At 66.7% G+C, this 14,347-nt stretch carries 14 protein-coding genes; 6 read left to right on the top strand and 8 right to left on the bottom strand.

The window, feature by feature from the left end; all coding sequences use genetic code 11:
- Positions 1-78: 78 nt before the first annotated feature.
- Both EV651_RS01400 and EV651_RS01395 read right to left on the bottom strand, forming a co-directional pair.
- Complete coding sequence (locus EV651_RS01400; RefSeq protein WP_133781098.1) at positions 79-342, bottom strand: hypothetical protein; 264 nt, start codon at positions 340-342, stop codon at positions 79-81.
- Between the two features lie 23 nt (positions 343-365).
- The gene (locus EV651_RS01395; protein WP_133781096.1) at positions 366-2,045 is read right to left on the bottom strand and encodes a sodium:solute symporter family protein; all 1,680 of its coding nucleotides are present in this window, start codon (positions 2,043-2,045) and stop codon (positions 366-368) included.
- Positions 2,046-2,209: 164 nt separating this feature from the next.
- Between EV651_RS01395 and EV651_RS01390 the strand changes: the two genes are divergently transcribed.
- From EV651_RS01390 to EV651_RS01380, 3 genes are read left to right on the top strand one after another with little or no spacing between them, the layout of a single operon-like run.
- Complete coding sequence (locus EV651_RS01390) at positions 2,210-2,695, top strand: hypothetical protein (RefSeq protein WP_133781094.1); 486 nt, start codon at positions 2,210-2,212, stop codon at positions 2,693-2,695.
- Entirely contained in the window at positions 2,692-3,804 is a 1,113-nt protein-coding gene (locus tag EV651_RS01385; protein ID WP_133781092.1) for a sensor histidine kinase, read from the top strand. Before EV651_RS01390 ends, EV651_RS01385 begins: the two co-directional genes overlap by 4 nt.
- Positions 3,797-4,438: a response regulator transcription factor gene (locus EV651_RS01380; protein ID WP_133781090.1), complete on the top strand. Its 642-nt coding sequence runs from the start codon at positions 3,797-3,799 to the stop codon at positions 4,436-4,438. The genes EV651_RS01385 and EV651_RS01380 overlap by 8 nt, the downstream gene beginning before the upstream one ends.
- Here EV651_RS01380 and EV651_RS01375 read toward each other — a convergent pair.
- Complete coding sequence (locus tag EV651_RS01375) at positions 4,427-5,356, bottom strand: endonuclease/exonuclease/phosphatase family protein (protein WP_370352007.1); 930 nt, start codon at positions 5,354-5,356, stop codon at positions 4,427-4,429. The two genes, EV651_RS01380 and EV651_RS01375, sit on opposite strands and share 12 nt — an antisense overlap.
- A 222-nt stretch (positions 5,357-5,578) precedes the next feature.
- On the opposite strand from EV651_RS01375, the gene EV651_RS01370 reads away from it, so the two are divergent.
- From EV651_RS01370 to EV651_RS01360, 3 genes are read left to right on the top strand one after another with little or no spacing between them, the layout of a single operon-like run.
- Entirely contained in the window at positions 5,579-6,181 is a 603-nt protein-coding gene (locus EV651_RS01370; protein WP_133781086.1) for a hypothetical protein, read from the top strand.
- A 20-nt stretch (positions 6,182-6,201) separates the two neighbouring features.
- Complete coding sequence (locus EV651_RS01365; protein ID WP_133781084.1) at positions 6,202-6,624, top strand: carboxymuconolactone decarboxylase family protein; 423 nt, start codon at positions 6,202-6,204, stop codon at positions 6,622-6,624.
- 5 nt (positions 6,625-6,629) lie between these two features.
- The gene (locus EV651_RS01360) at positions 6,630-7,181 is read left to right on the top strand and encodes a dihydrofolate reductase family protein (protein ID WP_133781082.1); all 552 of its coding nucleotides are present in this window, start codon (positions 6,630-6,632) and stop codon (positions 7,179-7,181) included.
- Positions 7,182-7,288: 107 nt separating this feature from the next.
- Here the strand turns inward: EV651_RS01360 and EV651_RS01355 are convergent, their stop codons facing one another.
- The 5 genes from EV651_RS01355 to EV651_RS01335 all read right to left on the bottom strand — a co-directional run bounded on the left by EV651_RS01355 (position 7,289) and on the right by EV651_RS01335 (position 14,321).
- Positions 7,289-8,302, bottom strand: a complete 1,014-nt coding sequence (locus EV651_RS01355; protein WP_133781080.1) for an ABC transporter substrate-binding protein — start codon at positions 8,300-8,302, stop codon at positions 7,289-7,291.
- Between the two features lie 120 nt (positions 8,303-8,422).
- Entirely contained in the window at positions 8,423-10,699 is a 2,277-nt protein-coding gene (locus EV651_RS01350; protein WP_133781078.1) for a glycoside hydrolase N-terminal domain-containing protein, read from the bottom strand.
- On the bottom strand, positions 10,700-12,361 hold the full coding sequence (locus EV651_RS01345) for an extracellular solute-binding protein (RefSeq protein WP_133781076.1): 1,662 nt from the start codon (positions 12,359-12,361) through the stop codon (positions 10,700-10,702).
- A gap of 20 nt (positions 12,362-12,381) precedes the next feature.
- Complete coding sequence (locus EV651_RS01340; RefSeq protein WP_133781074.1) at positions 12,382-13,326, bottom strand: carbohydrate ABC transporter permease; 945 nt, start codon at positions 13,324-13,326, stop codon at positions 12,382-12,384.
- Positions 13,323-14,321: a sugar ABC transporter permease gene (locus EV651_RS01335; protein WP_133781072.1), complete on the bottom strand. Its 999-nt coding sequence runs from the start codon at positions 14,319-14,321 to the stop codon at positions 13,323-13,325. Before EV651_RS01335 ends, EV651_RS01340 begins: the two co-directional genes overlap by 4 nt.
- Positions 14,322-14,347 lie beyond the last annotated feature (26 nt).

Below are 14,347 nucleotides of genomic sequence, written 5' to 3'. Positions count from 1 at the left end.
GGGTACTTCGAGACTACGAACGCCGGCGCCCGGACGGGAGGACCCGACCGGACGCCGATGTTCGTCAAACGGACATGACTACTCGTCGGTCGGTCTCGCGTCGGCCGGTCGCGCGTCGACCGGTACGGCGATCGGCCGCAACCGGGCCCACAGCACGAACAGCGCGGTGAACACCAGCATCCCGAGGCCGCCCCAGAGGTTGATGTTGACCCCGGCGGCCTTGTCGATCTCGGCCTGCTTCTCGACGATCCCGAGGATCGTGAGCACCACGCCGTAGATCCCGACCAGGCTCGCGATCACGATCCGGATGTCGAAGGCGCCGGCCTTCTTCTTTTCTGCCATCACAGTGCTCCCTTCCCCGAAGCTCAGCGAAAGACGATGTTGAGGACGACGGTCATCGCCAGCGAGATGCCGGCGAGCAGGACCGGCCTGCGGTACCAGCCGTGGTCACCGCGGACCGTCACCTCGGTGCGCTGCTCCTTCGGGGTCAGCGAGTACACCAGTCCGACCAGCTCGGACTCCTCCTTGGGCCTGGTCATCGTGCTGACCAGCACGCTGATCAGGATGTCGACCACGAAGGCCGCGCCGGCACCGACGAAGCTGGCGCCCTGACCCGGCAGGTTGATGACGCCGTTCTCGGACAGGACGAAGACCAGGATCGCCGTCGCCGTACCGCTGACCAGGCCGATCCAGCCGGCCGCCGCGGTCATCCGCTTCCAGAACATACCGAGGATGAACGTGGCGAACAGCGGCGCGTTGAAGAACGAGAACAGCTGCTGCAGGTAGTCCATCAGGTTGCTGTAGCCGGAGGCGATCGCGGCTGTCCCGATCGCTACCAGCGTGCCGGCCACCGTGACGATCCGGCCGGTCCGCAGGTAGAACTCGTCCGGCCGGTCCTTGATGACGTAGCGCTCGATGATGTCGTACGACATGACCGTGTTGAACGAGCTCAGGTTGGCCGCCATACCGGCCATGAACGACGCCAGCAGACCGGTGATGGCCAGGCCGAGCATGCCGTTCGGCAGCAGGTCACGCATCAGCAGCAGGAGCGCGTCGTTGTAGTCGACCTCACCCTTGCCGGTGGCCTTGAACTGGGCCAGCTCCGGCACGACCACCGCGGCGATGATGCCGGGAATGATCACGATGAACGGCACGAACATCTTCGGGAACGACCCGATGATCGGAGTACGCCGGGCCGCCGACATGTTCTTCGAGGCGAGCGCGCGCTGGACCTCGGTGAAGTTCGTCGTCCAGTAGCCGAACGAGAGCACGAAGCCGAGGCCGAACACGATGCCGATCACCGACAGGAAGCTGTTGCTGAACCCGCTCAGCGCGTTGCCGGGCCAGGCCGACATCTGCTCCGAGCCGCCCGGCGACGCGGTCACCTTGTCGACCAGGCCCTGCCAGCCGCCGACCTTGTGCAGGCCGACCAGGGTCAGCGGCAGCAGCGCGGCGACGATCACGAAGAACTGCAGCACCTCGTTGTAGATCGCCGCCGACAGCCCGCCGAGCGTGATGTAGCTGAGCACGATCAGCGCAGCGACGATCACCGACACCCAGATCGGCCAGCCGAGCAGCACGTTCACGATGGTCGCCAGCAGGAACAGGTTCACGCCCGCGATCAGCACCTGCGCCAGGGCGAAGCTGATCGCGTTCACCAGGTGCGCGGGCTTCCCGAACCGGCGCAGCATGAACTCCGGCACGCTGCGGACCTTCGAGCCGTAGTAGAACGGCATCATCACGACGCCGAGGAACAGCATCGCCGGGATCGCGCCGATCCAGAAGTAGTGCACGGTCGGCATGCCGTACTGCGCGCCGTTCGCCGACATACCCATGATCTCGATCGCGCCCAGGTTGGCCGAGATGAACGCCAGGCCGGTGACCCAGGCCGGCAGCGACCGGCCGGACAGGAAGAAGTCCAGGCTGCTCGAGACTGCGCGTCTGGCCAGATACCCGATACCGAGCACGAAGACGAAGTACAGGGCGATGATGATGTAGTCGATCGCCGTGGCATCCAGTCTGAGGATGGATTGTTGCGCAAGCATCGGGCCTCCGGATCACCGCTGTGACAGCTTGTGTTGTTACCGGTCAGGAACGTTACTCCTACTTTCAACCAAGCGGACGGCGACTCCACGGAGACCGGTCTCCACCCGGATCTCCACCCGTGGTCGGTCCTCTGGTAAGACCAGGCAGACCTACTGTCCGTGACATGAGCTTCGGAACATTGCCCAACGCACTCGTCGTGATCGCCGTCGTGGTGGCCGTGCTCGCCCGGCGCCTGTCCTGGTCCGAGCTGGAGAACTCCGACACCGACGTGTGGCGCGGCCCGCTCATCCTGATGGGGGTCGGGGTCTACCAGCTGTACGACGGGCACACCGGCCTCGGTGTCGTGGACGTCGTACTGCTCGTCGTCGGCACCGCGGTCGCACTCGTGGCCGGCGTCGGCTCGGGGCGGGTCGCGCAGGTCGAGCGGCGCGCCGGGAAGGTGTTCTTCCGGCTCGGGATGCCCGGACTCGGCATCATGGTGGCCTACCTGGTCGTCCGGCTCGGACTCGCGGGACTCGGCCACTTGATCGGCGCCACGGTCGCCGGCGGCGGCGCGCTGATGGTCTCGATGGGTGCGAACCTGTTGACCCAGTCGCTGATCATCCAGAACAAGGCGAGCCAGATGGCCGAGGAGTACAGCAACCAGTGAAGCTGAAGGCGCTGCTGCCGCCCCGTCCGCACGGAGAGAGCGGCTGGGTCGGCCGAGTGCTCACCACGGGTGTCGCAGTGGCCGTTCTGGCCACCGCGCGTCCCGCAGCCGCGTGGGTCTGGGTCGTGCTCGGTGTGACCTTCGTCCTCTTCGTGGTCGGCTCGGTGCTGATGACGGCTCGCCCGTACGTCTCGCTAGCACTGCTAGCCACCGTCGCGGTCAGCAACGCGCTCATCGCGGGCTACCCGCAGTCGAACGCCCTGGTCCTGGTGCTGGTCGCGATCACCGACATCGCCGTGATCGACTTCGGGCGTCGCGGCAACCGGCCGATCGTTGCTGCCGGCATCGGTGTCGCGGCGGCGTACGCCGTGTCGGCGTGGTGGTTCGAGCAGCCTGACACCTGGTACTTCTCCCAGCTGCTCTGGACCGCAGCCCTGACCGCCTTCGGGTTGAACAGACGCCAGTACGAGGTGCAGGCGCGGCAGACCGAGCAGTTACTGGAGCAGACCCGGCTGGCGCAGAGCGAGCACGCCCGCGCAGCCACGTTGGAGGAGCGCGGACGGATCGCTCGCGAGCTGCACGACGTACTGGCGCACTCGCTGGGTGCACTGAGCGTTCAGCTCGAGGTAGCCGAGGCGCTGCTGGAGGAGCGTGGTGACGCGGCCGGTGCGTTGGAGCGGGTACGTCGTTCGCGTCGACTCGCCGTACAGGGGCTGACGGAGGCGCGGAACGCTGTAGCTGCACTGCGAGCAGATGAGGTGCCAGAGCTCCCTCAAGCACTCGCTGCGCTCGCGGAACAGCACGAGAAAGACCACGGAACCGCCGTACGGCTCACTGTCACTGGTATCCCGAGGAACCTGGACTCCGCTGTCACGGTCGCACTGCTCGGTGCTGCTCGTGAGGCGCTGACCAACGCGGCCAAACATGCACCTGGTCAGACGGTGGAGATGCGGCTCGACGGCGTACGGCTGTCCGTTCGGAACAAGGGTGTGACGACTGGCAAGGGGTACGGGCTCGCCGGGATGCGGGAGCGGCTGGCTCTGGTGGGTGGGACCTTGACGGCAGGTGCGGACGGCGACGACTGGTTGGTGGTGGCAGAGATTGACTGACGCAATCCGAGTGGTCGTGGCGGACGACCAGCAGGTCGTGCGGGAAGGACTGGTCGCCCTGCTCGGGCTGATCGACGGCGTCGAGGTGGCCGGCGCGGCCGCGAACGGTGTCGAAGCCGTCGACCTGGTTGCCCGGGGCAACGTGGACGTGGTGCTGATGGATCTGCGGATGCCGGTGCTGGACGGGACGCAGGCGACCGCGCGGATCACGGCCGACTTCCCGGACGTCGCCGTACTCGTGCTGACCACGTACGCCGACGACGCCTCGATCGCGAACGCGCTCCGCGCCGGGGCCCGCGGCTACCTCACCAAGGACGCCGGCCGCGCCGAGATCGGCGCCGCGCTCCGGTCGACGGCCGCCGGCCAGTCCACGTTCGACCCCGAGGTCTCGAAGCGTTTGATCGCGGGGCTCACACCAACAGACCAGGCGACCGACGGGCTGACAGCGCGCGAGACAGAGGTACTGCGGTTGATCGCGCAGGGCCTGAGCAACCCGGAGATCGCCGGGAAGCTGTTCATCAGCGAGGCGACCGTGAAAACGCACATCAACAACACGTTCGCCAAGATCGGCGCCCGGCACCGCGCCGAGGCGGTGCGGTACGCCTATCGCAAGGGAATCGCGTCAGATCCGTAGCTCGGCCACGACCGGGCGGTGGTCGCTGCCGGTCGAGCTCATCACCCAGGCCTTGGTCGGCGTGACGCCGCGCACCAGGATGTGGTCGATCCGCGCCATCGGGAACTTCGCCGGCCAGGTGAACCCGAAGCCGGTGCCGGCCGCGCCCTGCGCCGAGCGGAGGCCGGCCGTCAGCGGGGCGAGACTGCGATCGTTCGCCGTACCGTTGAAGTCGCCCATCACGACCACGCCCGCGAGCTTCTCGTCGGCGATCTGCCGGCCGAGCGCCTTGATCGTGTCGTTGCGCTGGTCCGACGTGAAGCCGCTGGTGCCGACACGGACCGAGGCCAGGTGGGCGACGTACACGGCGACCTTGCCCTCCGGCGTGCTGACCTCGGCGCGGAGCGCCCGGGTCCATTTGAAGCCGACGTCGACGGACGTGGTCTCGACGACCGGGTACTTCGACCAGAGGGCGACGGTGTCGCGGGACACCTGGTACGGGTACAGCTTGGCGAACGCGGCCTTGTAGACCTTCAGGTCGGACGAGGTGATCTCCTCGAGCGCCATCACGTCGGCGTCGGCCGCGATCAGGTCCTGCGCGGTCTTCTCCGGGTCCGGGTTGGCGGCGTCGACGTTGTGCGTCAGCACGCGCAGGTCGTACGCTCCCCCGCCGCCCTTGCCCGGGACGAGGAGGTCGCCGAACATCAGGCCCCACACCAGCGCGGGAACCAGCAGCGCGACACCGGCCGTCGCGGACCGCCGTACCAGAGCGGCGACAGCGAGGACCGGTACGGCGAGGCCGACCCAGGGCAGGAAGGTGTCGAGCAGACTGCCCAGATTGCCGATCGAGTTCGGAACGTGACGGTGGAAGACCAGCGGCAGCGCCGACAGGATCGCCAGCACAGCGATCACCCGGCCGCGTCGCCACACGCCACCCATCTTCCTCCGCCGCGCGCTGGTGCGCGGCGTCGGTTTGCGAGTCGTGACTGCTGTCTGGCGGTCCGGCATGCAGCGATTGTTGCGGACGGCCGGGCCGGACCAAAGTCGGTGCACCGTCCGGTACGGCGATTTCATCCGTTGGGACGATCGCCCGGCACCGGAATGATGAGGAATCCATGACACCCCTGGTGCCTTCGGTTGACCGCACCGCACAATGCCCCTATGCCGTCAGCGCAGATCACCGAGCCGTTCGTCGTCAAGCGCCACGGCCTCGGTACGACGAGGACCGCGCTCGCGCTCGGCACCGCGGTGTTCGGCCTGATGGTGGCGCTGACGCTCGCGATCGTCGTGGTGCAGGCGATTCGTGGCGCCTCCATCCGGGAACCGCTCGAGAGGGTGTGGCTGGGCTGGGGCGGTATGCCGCTGATCTTCGCGGTCGGGCTGCCGATCCTGCTCATGGTCGGTGCGATCACCGCGCTGGAGGAGCGTCGCGAAGAGGACGCCGACGACGTACTGCTGACCGTGGACGACACCGGCATCTACCTCGGCGGTGAGCAGCCGCGCACGATCCCGTGGGAAGAGGTCCGCGGCGTCTGCCGGCTCGAACGCCAGGAGAGTGAGGAGATATGGGAGCCGCGGCTGGTCGTCATGCTCGTCGACGAGGACGCACTCCCCCGCAGCACCAAGGCCTGGGGCCCTTCCTGCCCGTGGCCCGGCACCCAGGAGATTCTCGCCCGCTCCCTCCCGTACGACGACCTGGTCACCGCCATCGCCCAACGGGCCCCGCACATCCATGTCACCGACCGCGGCCGCGTCGAGGACTGATCGCCGGTTACCGTCAACCCATGACGGCTCCTGACATCGGCAGTGCGGAAGAACAGGCCCGGTACCAGCGTGGGCTGGAGGTTCTGAGCGGTATCGACGGTGGCGGCGCGCCTGCCGTGATGGACAGCCTCGGGGACATCGCTCCGGCGCTCGCGCATCACATCGTGGCGTTCGGCTTCGGCGACCTCTACTCCCGGCCGGCGCTGGTTCCCCAGCAACGCCAGCTCGTCACCCTCGGGATCCTGGCCGCACTCGGCGGCTGCGAACCCGAACTCGAGGTGCACATCAAGACCTCGCTCAACGTCGGCCTCACCCCGGCCGAGATCGTCGAGACCTTCATCCACACCGCCGGGTACGCCGGCTTCCCGCGCGCGATCAACGCGATCGCCGTCGCCAAGAAGGTCTTCGCCGAGCGCAACCTGCTCCCGGTCACGGAAGGATGAGCTCCATGGCACCACTTGTCTACTCAGCCATCGCCTCGCTCGACGGGTACATCGCCGACGCCGACGGCTCCTTCGACTGGGCCGCCCCGGACGAGGAGGTCCACGCCTACATCAACAACCTCGAGCGTCCGATCGGCACCTACCTGTACGGCGGCCGGATGTACGCCACGATGTCGTACTGGGAGACCGCCGACGACCCCGCGCCGGTGAGCCGGGAGTACGCCGAGATCTGGCGAGCCGCCGACAAGATCGTCTACTCGCGCACCCTGCCGGCGGTCACCACCGCCCGCACCCGCCTGGAACGCGAGTTCAACCCTGACGGCGTGGCCCAGCTCAAACAGTCCTCGCCGACCGCCATCTCGATCGGCGGCGCGAACCTCGGCGGCCAGGCCCTCCTGGCCGGCCTGGTCGACGAGATCCACCTGTTCCTCGTCCCGGTCGTCGTCGGCGGCGGCACGCGAGCCCTCCCGGACGGTCTCACCACCCATCTGGAACTCACAGCCGAGCGCCGCTTCGCCAGCGGCTTCGTCCACCTGCACTACGGGCTAACGAACTAGCCTTCGAGCACTAACACCACGGCACCCTGTCAGCACTCACACTCACCACAGCATGCTCCACCCGCGGACAGATGCTCAGCCAGACTTACCAACCAGCACAGCACCTGTCAGCCCTTCGGTCCGAGGAGTTTCTCCAGGTCGGTGAGGACGTTCATCGCGCCGAGCGGGCCGAGGCCGAGGAACCAGACCTCGTCGTCGACGCGGGCCGACTTGCCCGCCTTGACGGCGGGCAGCGACTTCCAGAGGTTGCCGTTGACAACCTTCGTCTCGTCGGTGCTGTCGGGCTTGCCGTAGCTGGAGTAGAAGATCCGGTCACCGGCGGCCTGGCCGATGTTCTCCTGGGAGACCTCGACGGCGAGGTCCTGCACGTCCTGGATCTTCGGCCGCGGCAGGCCGATGTCCTTCAGGATGACGCCGATGAACGACAGGTTGCCGTACAGCCGGATCTGCCCGGGACGGAACCGGACCAGCGAGATCGTCGGCGTACCCTCCACCTTCGACTTCACTTCGTCGGCGCGCTTCTGGTAGTCGTTCAGCAGCGCGGTCGCCTTGTCCTCCTCGCCGACCGAGTCCGCAACCAGCAGGAAGTTCTCCTTCCACGGGAACCCGGGCCGGATGCTGAACATCGTCGGCGCGATCGCGCTGAGCTTGTCGTACAGGTCCTTGGCCCGCAGCTTGCTGCCCAGGATCAGGTCCGGCTTCAGCGCCGCGATCGCCTCGAGGTTCAGCTCGCTGATCCCGCCGACGGTCTTGATGCCCTGCGCCTTGCCGGCGAGGTACGACGGTACGCCGCTCTGTCCCGCCGTCGTCGCCATCCCGACCGGGGTGATGCCCAGTGCCAGCACGTCGTCCAGCTCGCCACTGTCCAGCACCACGACCCGCGTCGGCTTCTTCTCGAGCTTGGTCTCGCCCAACGCGTGCTTCACGGTCCGCGGGAACGCCCCCGGCGCGGCGTCCGAACCAAGTTTCGCGGTCTCCGCATCGGCGGTCTTGAACAACCGCCCGCCGGTCGCCACGTCCTTGTCACCGACGCCGGTGTCCGCACTCTTCGTGTCCCCGCCGCCGCATCCGGCCAGCACGAGTACGGCGGCTGCCACGACGATCCCGATCGCTCTCTTCACGACAGCTGACCCTACAACAACCCAACTTAGGCTCACCTAACCAGGCCCACCTTGAGCCCGAGCCAACCATCTCGCGGCGTCCGAAACGGTTGACCCGTGCCCAAAGAGCGGTTTCGGGCGCTAGGCGAGGAGGTCGCGGCGCTCTCCGGCAGCGAGGGTGATGGTGACGGTTCGTTCTGGGGTGAGGGCGATGTGGTGGGTGCCAGAGCGGGTTGCGCGTACGACGGCCTGCGTCAGCACCCCGCCGCGCCACGACACGTCGAAAACGAGCCCGCCGCGGGCGCGGAGGCCGTGGAACGAGCCGTTCGGCCATTCCGCCGGCAACGCCGGGAGCACGCGGATGACGTCGGTGTGGCTTTGCAGGAGGAGTTCGGGGATGCAGCCGGTCAGGCCGAAGTTGGCGTCGATCTGGAAGATGTCGCCGTCGCGGTGCAGCAGGTTGTCCGACACCAGTCGGCTCAAGTAGTCGTGGATCACCGCTACGGCGCGAGACGGCTCGAACAGCCGCGCCCACAGCGCCACCAGCCACGCAGCGGTCCAGCCGCCGTTCACCGCACCCGCAGTACGCAACTCCAACGAAGCACGAGCGGCCGCGGCCCATTCCGGCGTACGTCCCGGGTCGATTTCCGCGCCCGGATACAGACCGTAGAGGTGTGACTGATGACGATGTTGTGGCTCCGAGGGTTGCCAGTCGGTCGGCCACTCGTGCAGGCGTCCGTCCGGTGTCACCCGGATCTCGGGCAACCGATCCCGAGCAGCAGTCGCCCGCGCGGCGAGCGAAGACTGCAGCCCCAGCACACCTTCCGCCTCGGCCAGGTTCGCGAACAACTCACGGATCAGCCAGATGTCGTACGTCGACGTGAGGTCGACCGATGCCTTCTCGCCGGACGGCAGCACGAAATGATGCTCCGGCGCGGTCGACGGAATGAACTGCAGATGCTCACCGTCCTCGACGAGCATCGCCAGTACGAACGCGGCGGCACCCGCGATCACCGAATACGCCCGCTCTCGCAGGAAATCCCCGTCCAATGAGAACCGGTAGTGCTCCATGAGATGCGCCGTCAGCCAGACGCCACAGGTCGCGCACATCGACCAGACCGGATCGTCCCCGCCGTCGCCGACGGGCCAGGTCGCCCGCCAGAGGTCCGCGTTGTGGTGCGAGACCCAGCCGGGTGCGCCGTACAGGATCCTCGCGGTCTCCGCACCCGACGCGGCCAGACCTTCGAGCAGGTCGGTCATCGGGTCGAAGCATTCGCTCAACCCGGTCAGGTCGGCCAGCCAGTAGTTCATCTGGGTGTTGATGTTGTTGGTCCAGTCACTGGCCCACATCGGCCGCCGGTCCTGGTTCCAGATGCCTTGCAGGTTGGCCGCCTGCGTCCCGGGGCGGGAGGACGCGATCAACAGGTACCGGCCGAGGTTGAACGCCAGCGCGACCAGATCCGGATCGTTGCCCCCGGCAGCGACCGCCCGCACCCGCTCGTCGGTGGGCAGGTTCACGACCGGGCCCAGCTCCAACGACGCCCGGTCGTACAAAGCCACATGATCCTCGACGTGCCGCGCCCGAAGCTTGTCCACGGCAACTGAATCCAGCACCGCAGTCGCCGCATTCAAAGCCGTCAAGGGATCCCGCCCCGGCGGCACCTGCCAGCCGGCGAACGTACTTGCCGCCGCCAGTACGACGGTCACCCGAGTCGCCCCATGCACCGCGATACCGGCGTCGGACGTCGTCACCGACCCGCCGTCGGCGAAGGCACGCAGCGCGACACCGAACCCGATCCCGCGCCCTTCCTCGTACCGGATCGGATCCGGGCTCTCCCGGTACTCGATCGTCAGGTCCGACGGCGCCCGCCCGACCACACCATAGGTGCCGTCAGCAACTTCCACCGCAATCGGATGCTGACTTTCCAGGCTCAGATCCAGCGAGATCCCACCCGGCTGGTCGGCCGTGATCGTCCACGCCAGCACCTGGTCCGGCGCGGACACGAAGGTCTCGCGCCGGAACCGGGTGCCGTCCACCGTGTAGTCCACGCCCACGACGCCAGTGCTCAGGTCGAGCGTGCGCCGGTACTGCGTCGCCGTACCGCTCGACCGGATCACCAGGTCGGCGAGCGGCTGGTACGACTCCACCAGCGGACCCTGCAACGCCCGGGTCCGCTCGGTGGCCGCCAGCTGATCACCGTCCTCCAGCAACAACCGGCGTACGTCGGCCGCCACCGCCGGCCCGTCCGGGACGGTCAGCGTGCGCGGACCGTCACCGGACCAGACGTCGTCGAGGTTGAGCGCGATCCGCTCGTCGGCGACCCGGCCGTACACCTTCGCGCCGAGGTGCCCGTTGCCCAGCGGCAACGCCTCGAACCAGTCCGACGCGGGGGCGTGGAACCACAGCAGGTGGGACAACTACTTGCTCCCCGCCTTGTACTTGTCGTACGCCTGCTGGTTGATCTCCAGGTACCGCGGCATGCCCGTGCTCTCGAGACCCTTCACGTACGCGTCCCAGTCGGTGTCGATGTTCTTCGAACCGGTGATGAAGGCCAGCTGGTTCTGGTTCACGTAGGTGTTCAGGTTGGTCTGCAGCGTCGCGAGCTCACCGCTCAGGCTCGGGTCCGGCCAGACCGAGGTCTGCGGGAACCACTGCGCCTTGTCCTCGTGGCCCTCGTACAGCTTGGTGGCCTCCCACAGCCGCCGCTCCAGGCCGGCACCGGTGTAGATGTCCTTCGGCACGACCTGCGCGTTCCGGTAGGCCAGCGTGTTGTTGTACTGACCGAGCGCGCCCCAGCTGATGTTCTTCGGCGCGTCCTGCTTCGGCTTGTACAGCGCCTTGGTGCTGGCGTCGAGTGCGATGTCACCAGGGCCGGGCTTGGTCCAGCCGACACCCTCCGGGCCCATGTTGGTGATCATCTGGCCCTCGTCGCTGTAGATCCAGTCGAGCATCTTGATCGCCGCGACCTGGGCCTCCTTGCTGGCCTTGTTGGTCAGCATGAACGTGTAGCCGGTCGACGTCGGGTGGTTGTACCCCGTGTAGCTCTTGCCCTCAGGGCCGGTCAGCGGCGGTACGGCGTCGTACTGCTTGTCCCGTCCGTCCTTCGAGTCCAGTTGGACGAAGATGCCCGGCCACAGCACCGGCACGGATCCCAGTACGACGGCCTTCGGGTTGTTGCCCTGGGCCTGCAGCGCCTGCGCGTTCTGGGTGAACGCGGCCTGGTCGATCAGACCGTCCTTGTAGAGGCCGCGGATGTACTTCAGGCCTTCCTTCCACTGGTCCGAGGTCACCGGCGTGACCACCTTGTCGCCGTCGAGCGTGATCAGCGACCGGACGCCGTTGTTCGCACCGACCGGGTCGTAGGCGAACGCGTTCATCAGGTACGCGATCAGGCTGCTGTCCTGCGGGTCGGACGTCATCGGGATCTCGTCGGCCTTGCCGTTGCCGTTCGGGTCCTTGGTCTTGAACGCCTCGAGCACCTTGCGCAGGTCGTCGGTGGTCTTCGGCACCTGCAGGCCGAGCTTCTTCAGCCAGGTGCTGTTGATCCACAGCTTGTCCGGGTAGGTGCAGTGGAAGCAGTCCGCCCACTGCGGCAGCGCGTAGATGTGACCGTCGGGCGCGGTCGACATCTCCTTGTACTCCTTGTTGGAGTCCAGCGCCTTCTGGATGTTCGGCGCGTTCTCCTTGATCAGGTCCTCGAGCGGTACGGCGATACCCTGCTGGCCGAGCTTCAGGACCTCCGCCTGGGTGAACGCGTCGATCCACGGGATCAGGAAGAACAGGTCCGGATAGTCGCCGCTGGCCAGCGAGATCTGCCGCTTCTCCTTGGCCGGCCCCGCGTCGTACGTCGTGGTCTGCCAGCGGAACTGGATCTTGAACTTGTCGCTGATGATCTTGGTCACCGCGTTGGTGTCCATGTTGGTGCTCTGGTCGGACGGCGTGAACGTGTCGATGACGACCTTGCCGTCCGCCGACGTCTCGTTCGCCGCACCTTTGGACGACTTGTCCGAGCTGCAGGCTGCCAGGGCGAGCGCGCCGGCGGCTGCCAGCGCGACGACCTTGCTCACGGATGAGCGCATTGCGGTGTTCCCTTCTGTACTTAGCCTTTGACCGCGCCGACCATGACGCCTTTGGTGAAGTGGCGGGCGACGAACGGGTAGATGATCAGTACGGGCAGGCTCGAGATGACGATGAGCGCGTACTTGAGGACTCCTGCCAGCTGTTGCTGTTCGAGCTGCTGGGCAAGACTCGTCGTGGTGGTGGACCCGGTGAGGGTGTTCAGGATCAGCACGTTCCGCAGCACGATCTGCAGCGGGTAGAGGCCCGGGTCCTTGAGATAGATCAGCGCGTCGAAGTAGCTGTTCCACTGGAAGATCGCGTACATCAGCGCGATCACCGCGATCACCGGCTTCGACAGCGGCAGCACGATCGACCACAGGAAACGCAGGTCGCTCGCTCCGTCGATGGTGGCCGCCTCGTACAGCTCGTCGGGGATCGTGCTGCGGAAGAACGTCCGCGCGATGATCACCTGCCAGACGCCGATGGCGCTCGGGATCACCATCGCCCAGCGCGTGTTCAGCATGCCGAGGTCCTGGACCACCAGGTACGTCGGGATCAGGCCGCCGGAGAACAGCATGGTGAAGATCAGCACGCTCATGATCACGTTCCGGCCGAAGAACGTCCGGCGGGACAACGGGTACGCGATCGCGATCGTCAGCGTGACGCTGATCAGGGTCCCGCCGATCGCGTAGATGAACGAGTTCAGGTAGCCCTTCATGATCAGCGGATCGCTGAAGGCCTCCTTGTACGCGCGCAGACTCGGCTCGATCGGCCACAGCAGCACCCGGCCGGCGCTCACCGCCGACGGGCTGCTGAACGAGTTCGCGACGATGTAGATCAGCGGAACAGCGACCAGGATCAGCGCGATCCACAGCATGATCCGCACACCGAGCAGGAAGATCTTGTCGGTGCGCGTCTCCTCGATCGTGGTGCGCTCCGACCGCTTCACCGCCGTACGCCGAAAGCCTTGCCACGTGATGCTCATGACCACAGTCCGTTTCCGGTGATGCGCTTGGCGGCGAAGTTCACGCCGAGCAGCAGGAACAGGTTGAGACCTGAGTTGAAGAGCCCGATGGCCGTCGCCATGCTGAAGTCCGCGTTCAGCAGACCGGTCTTGTAGACGTAGGTGGCGATGATCTCGGACTGCGCGGTGTTCAGCGGGTTCTGCAGCAGGAAGGCCTTCTCGAACCCGATCGACATGATGTTGCCGACGCCCAGCACCAGGATGATCACCGCGGTCGGCATGATCCCGGGCAGGTCGACGTGCCGGATCCGCTGCAGCCGGCTGGCGCCGTCGATCCGCGCCGACTCGTGCAGCGCCGGGTCGATCCCGGACAGCGCGGCCAGGTAGATCACCGCGGAGTACCCGGTGGTCTGCCACACGTCGGACCAGACGTAGATGTGCCGGAAGTAGTCCGGATTGCCGAGGAAGTCCACCGATGGTACGCCGAACAGCCCGATCGCGTCGTTGACGAATCCGAGCCGCGGCGACAGCACCAGGATCGTCATCGAGACCACGACCACGGTGGAGATGAAGTACGGCGCGTACGTGACCAGCTGCACGAGCTTCTTGAATCGCCCGTTGCGGATCTCGTTCAGCGCGATCGCCAGGATGATCGGGATCGGGAAGCTGGCGAGCACCGTGTAGACCGACAACAGGAACGTGTTCTTCACCAGGGTCCAGAACACCGGGTTCTGGAAGAACAGTTCGAAGTTGCGGAAGCCGACCCAGTCACTGCCCCACGGGCCCTTGATCGGGCTGTAGTTCTTGAACGCGATCACCGCGTTCGCGATCGGGACGTACTTGAAGATCACGAAGTACGCGAGCGGTACGACGACCAGCAGGTAGAGCTGCCAGTGCCGCCGAAAACTGCGCCGGGCCTGGGTCCGGCGACTCGTTCGCGGTGGTTTCCGGGTGGTTGCCGCCGCCGGCGGCGCCGGTGCCGCGGGTGCCGGCTTCACCTCGAAGGTTGCGCTCACTCCGCATCCTTTCCCTCACGCGCTGG

It is taken from the genome of Kribbella sp. VKM Ac-2571 (genome assembly GCF_004362255.1).
Lineage (GTDB): Bacteria > Actinomycetota > Actinomycetes > Propionibacteriales > Kribbellaceae > Kribbella > Kribbella pratensis.
Note: the sequence above shows the minus strand (reverse complement) of the source record. Positions and strands in the feature narration are given on the sequence as shown.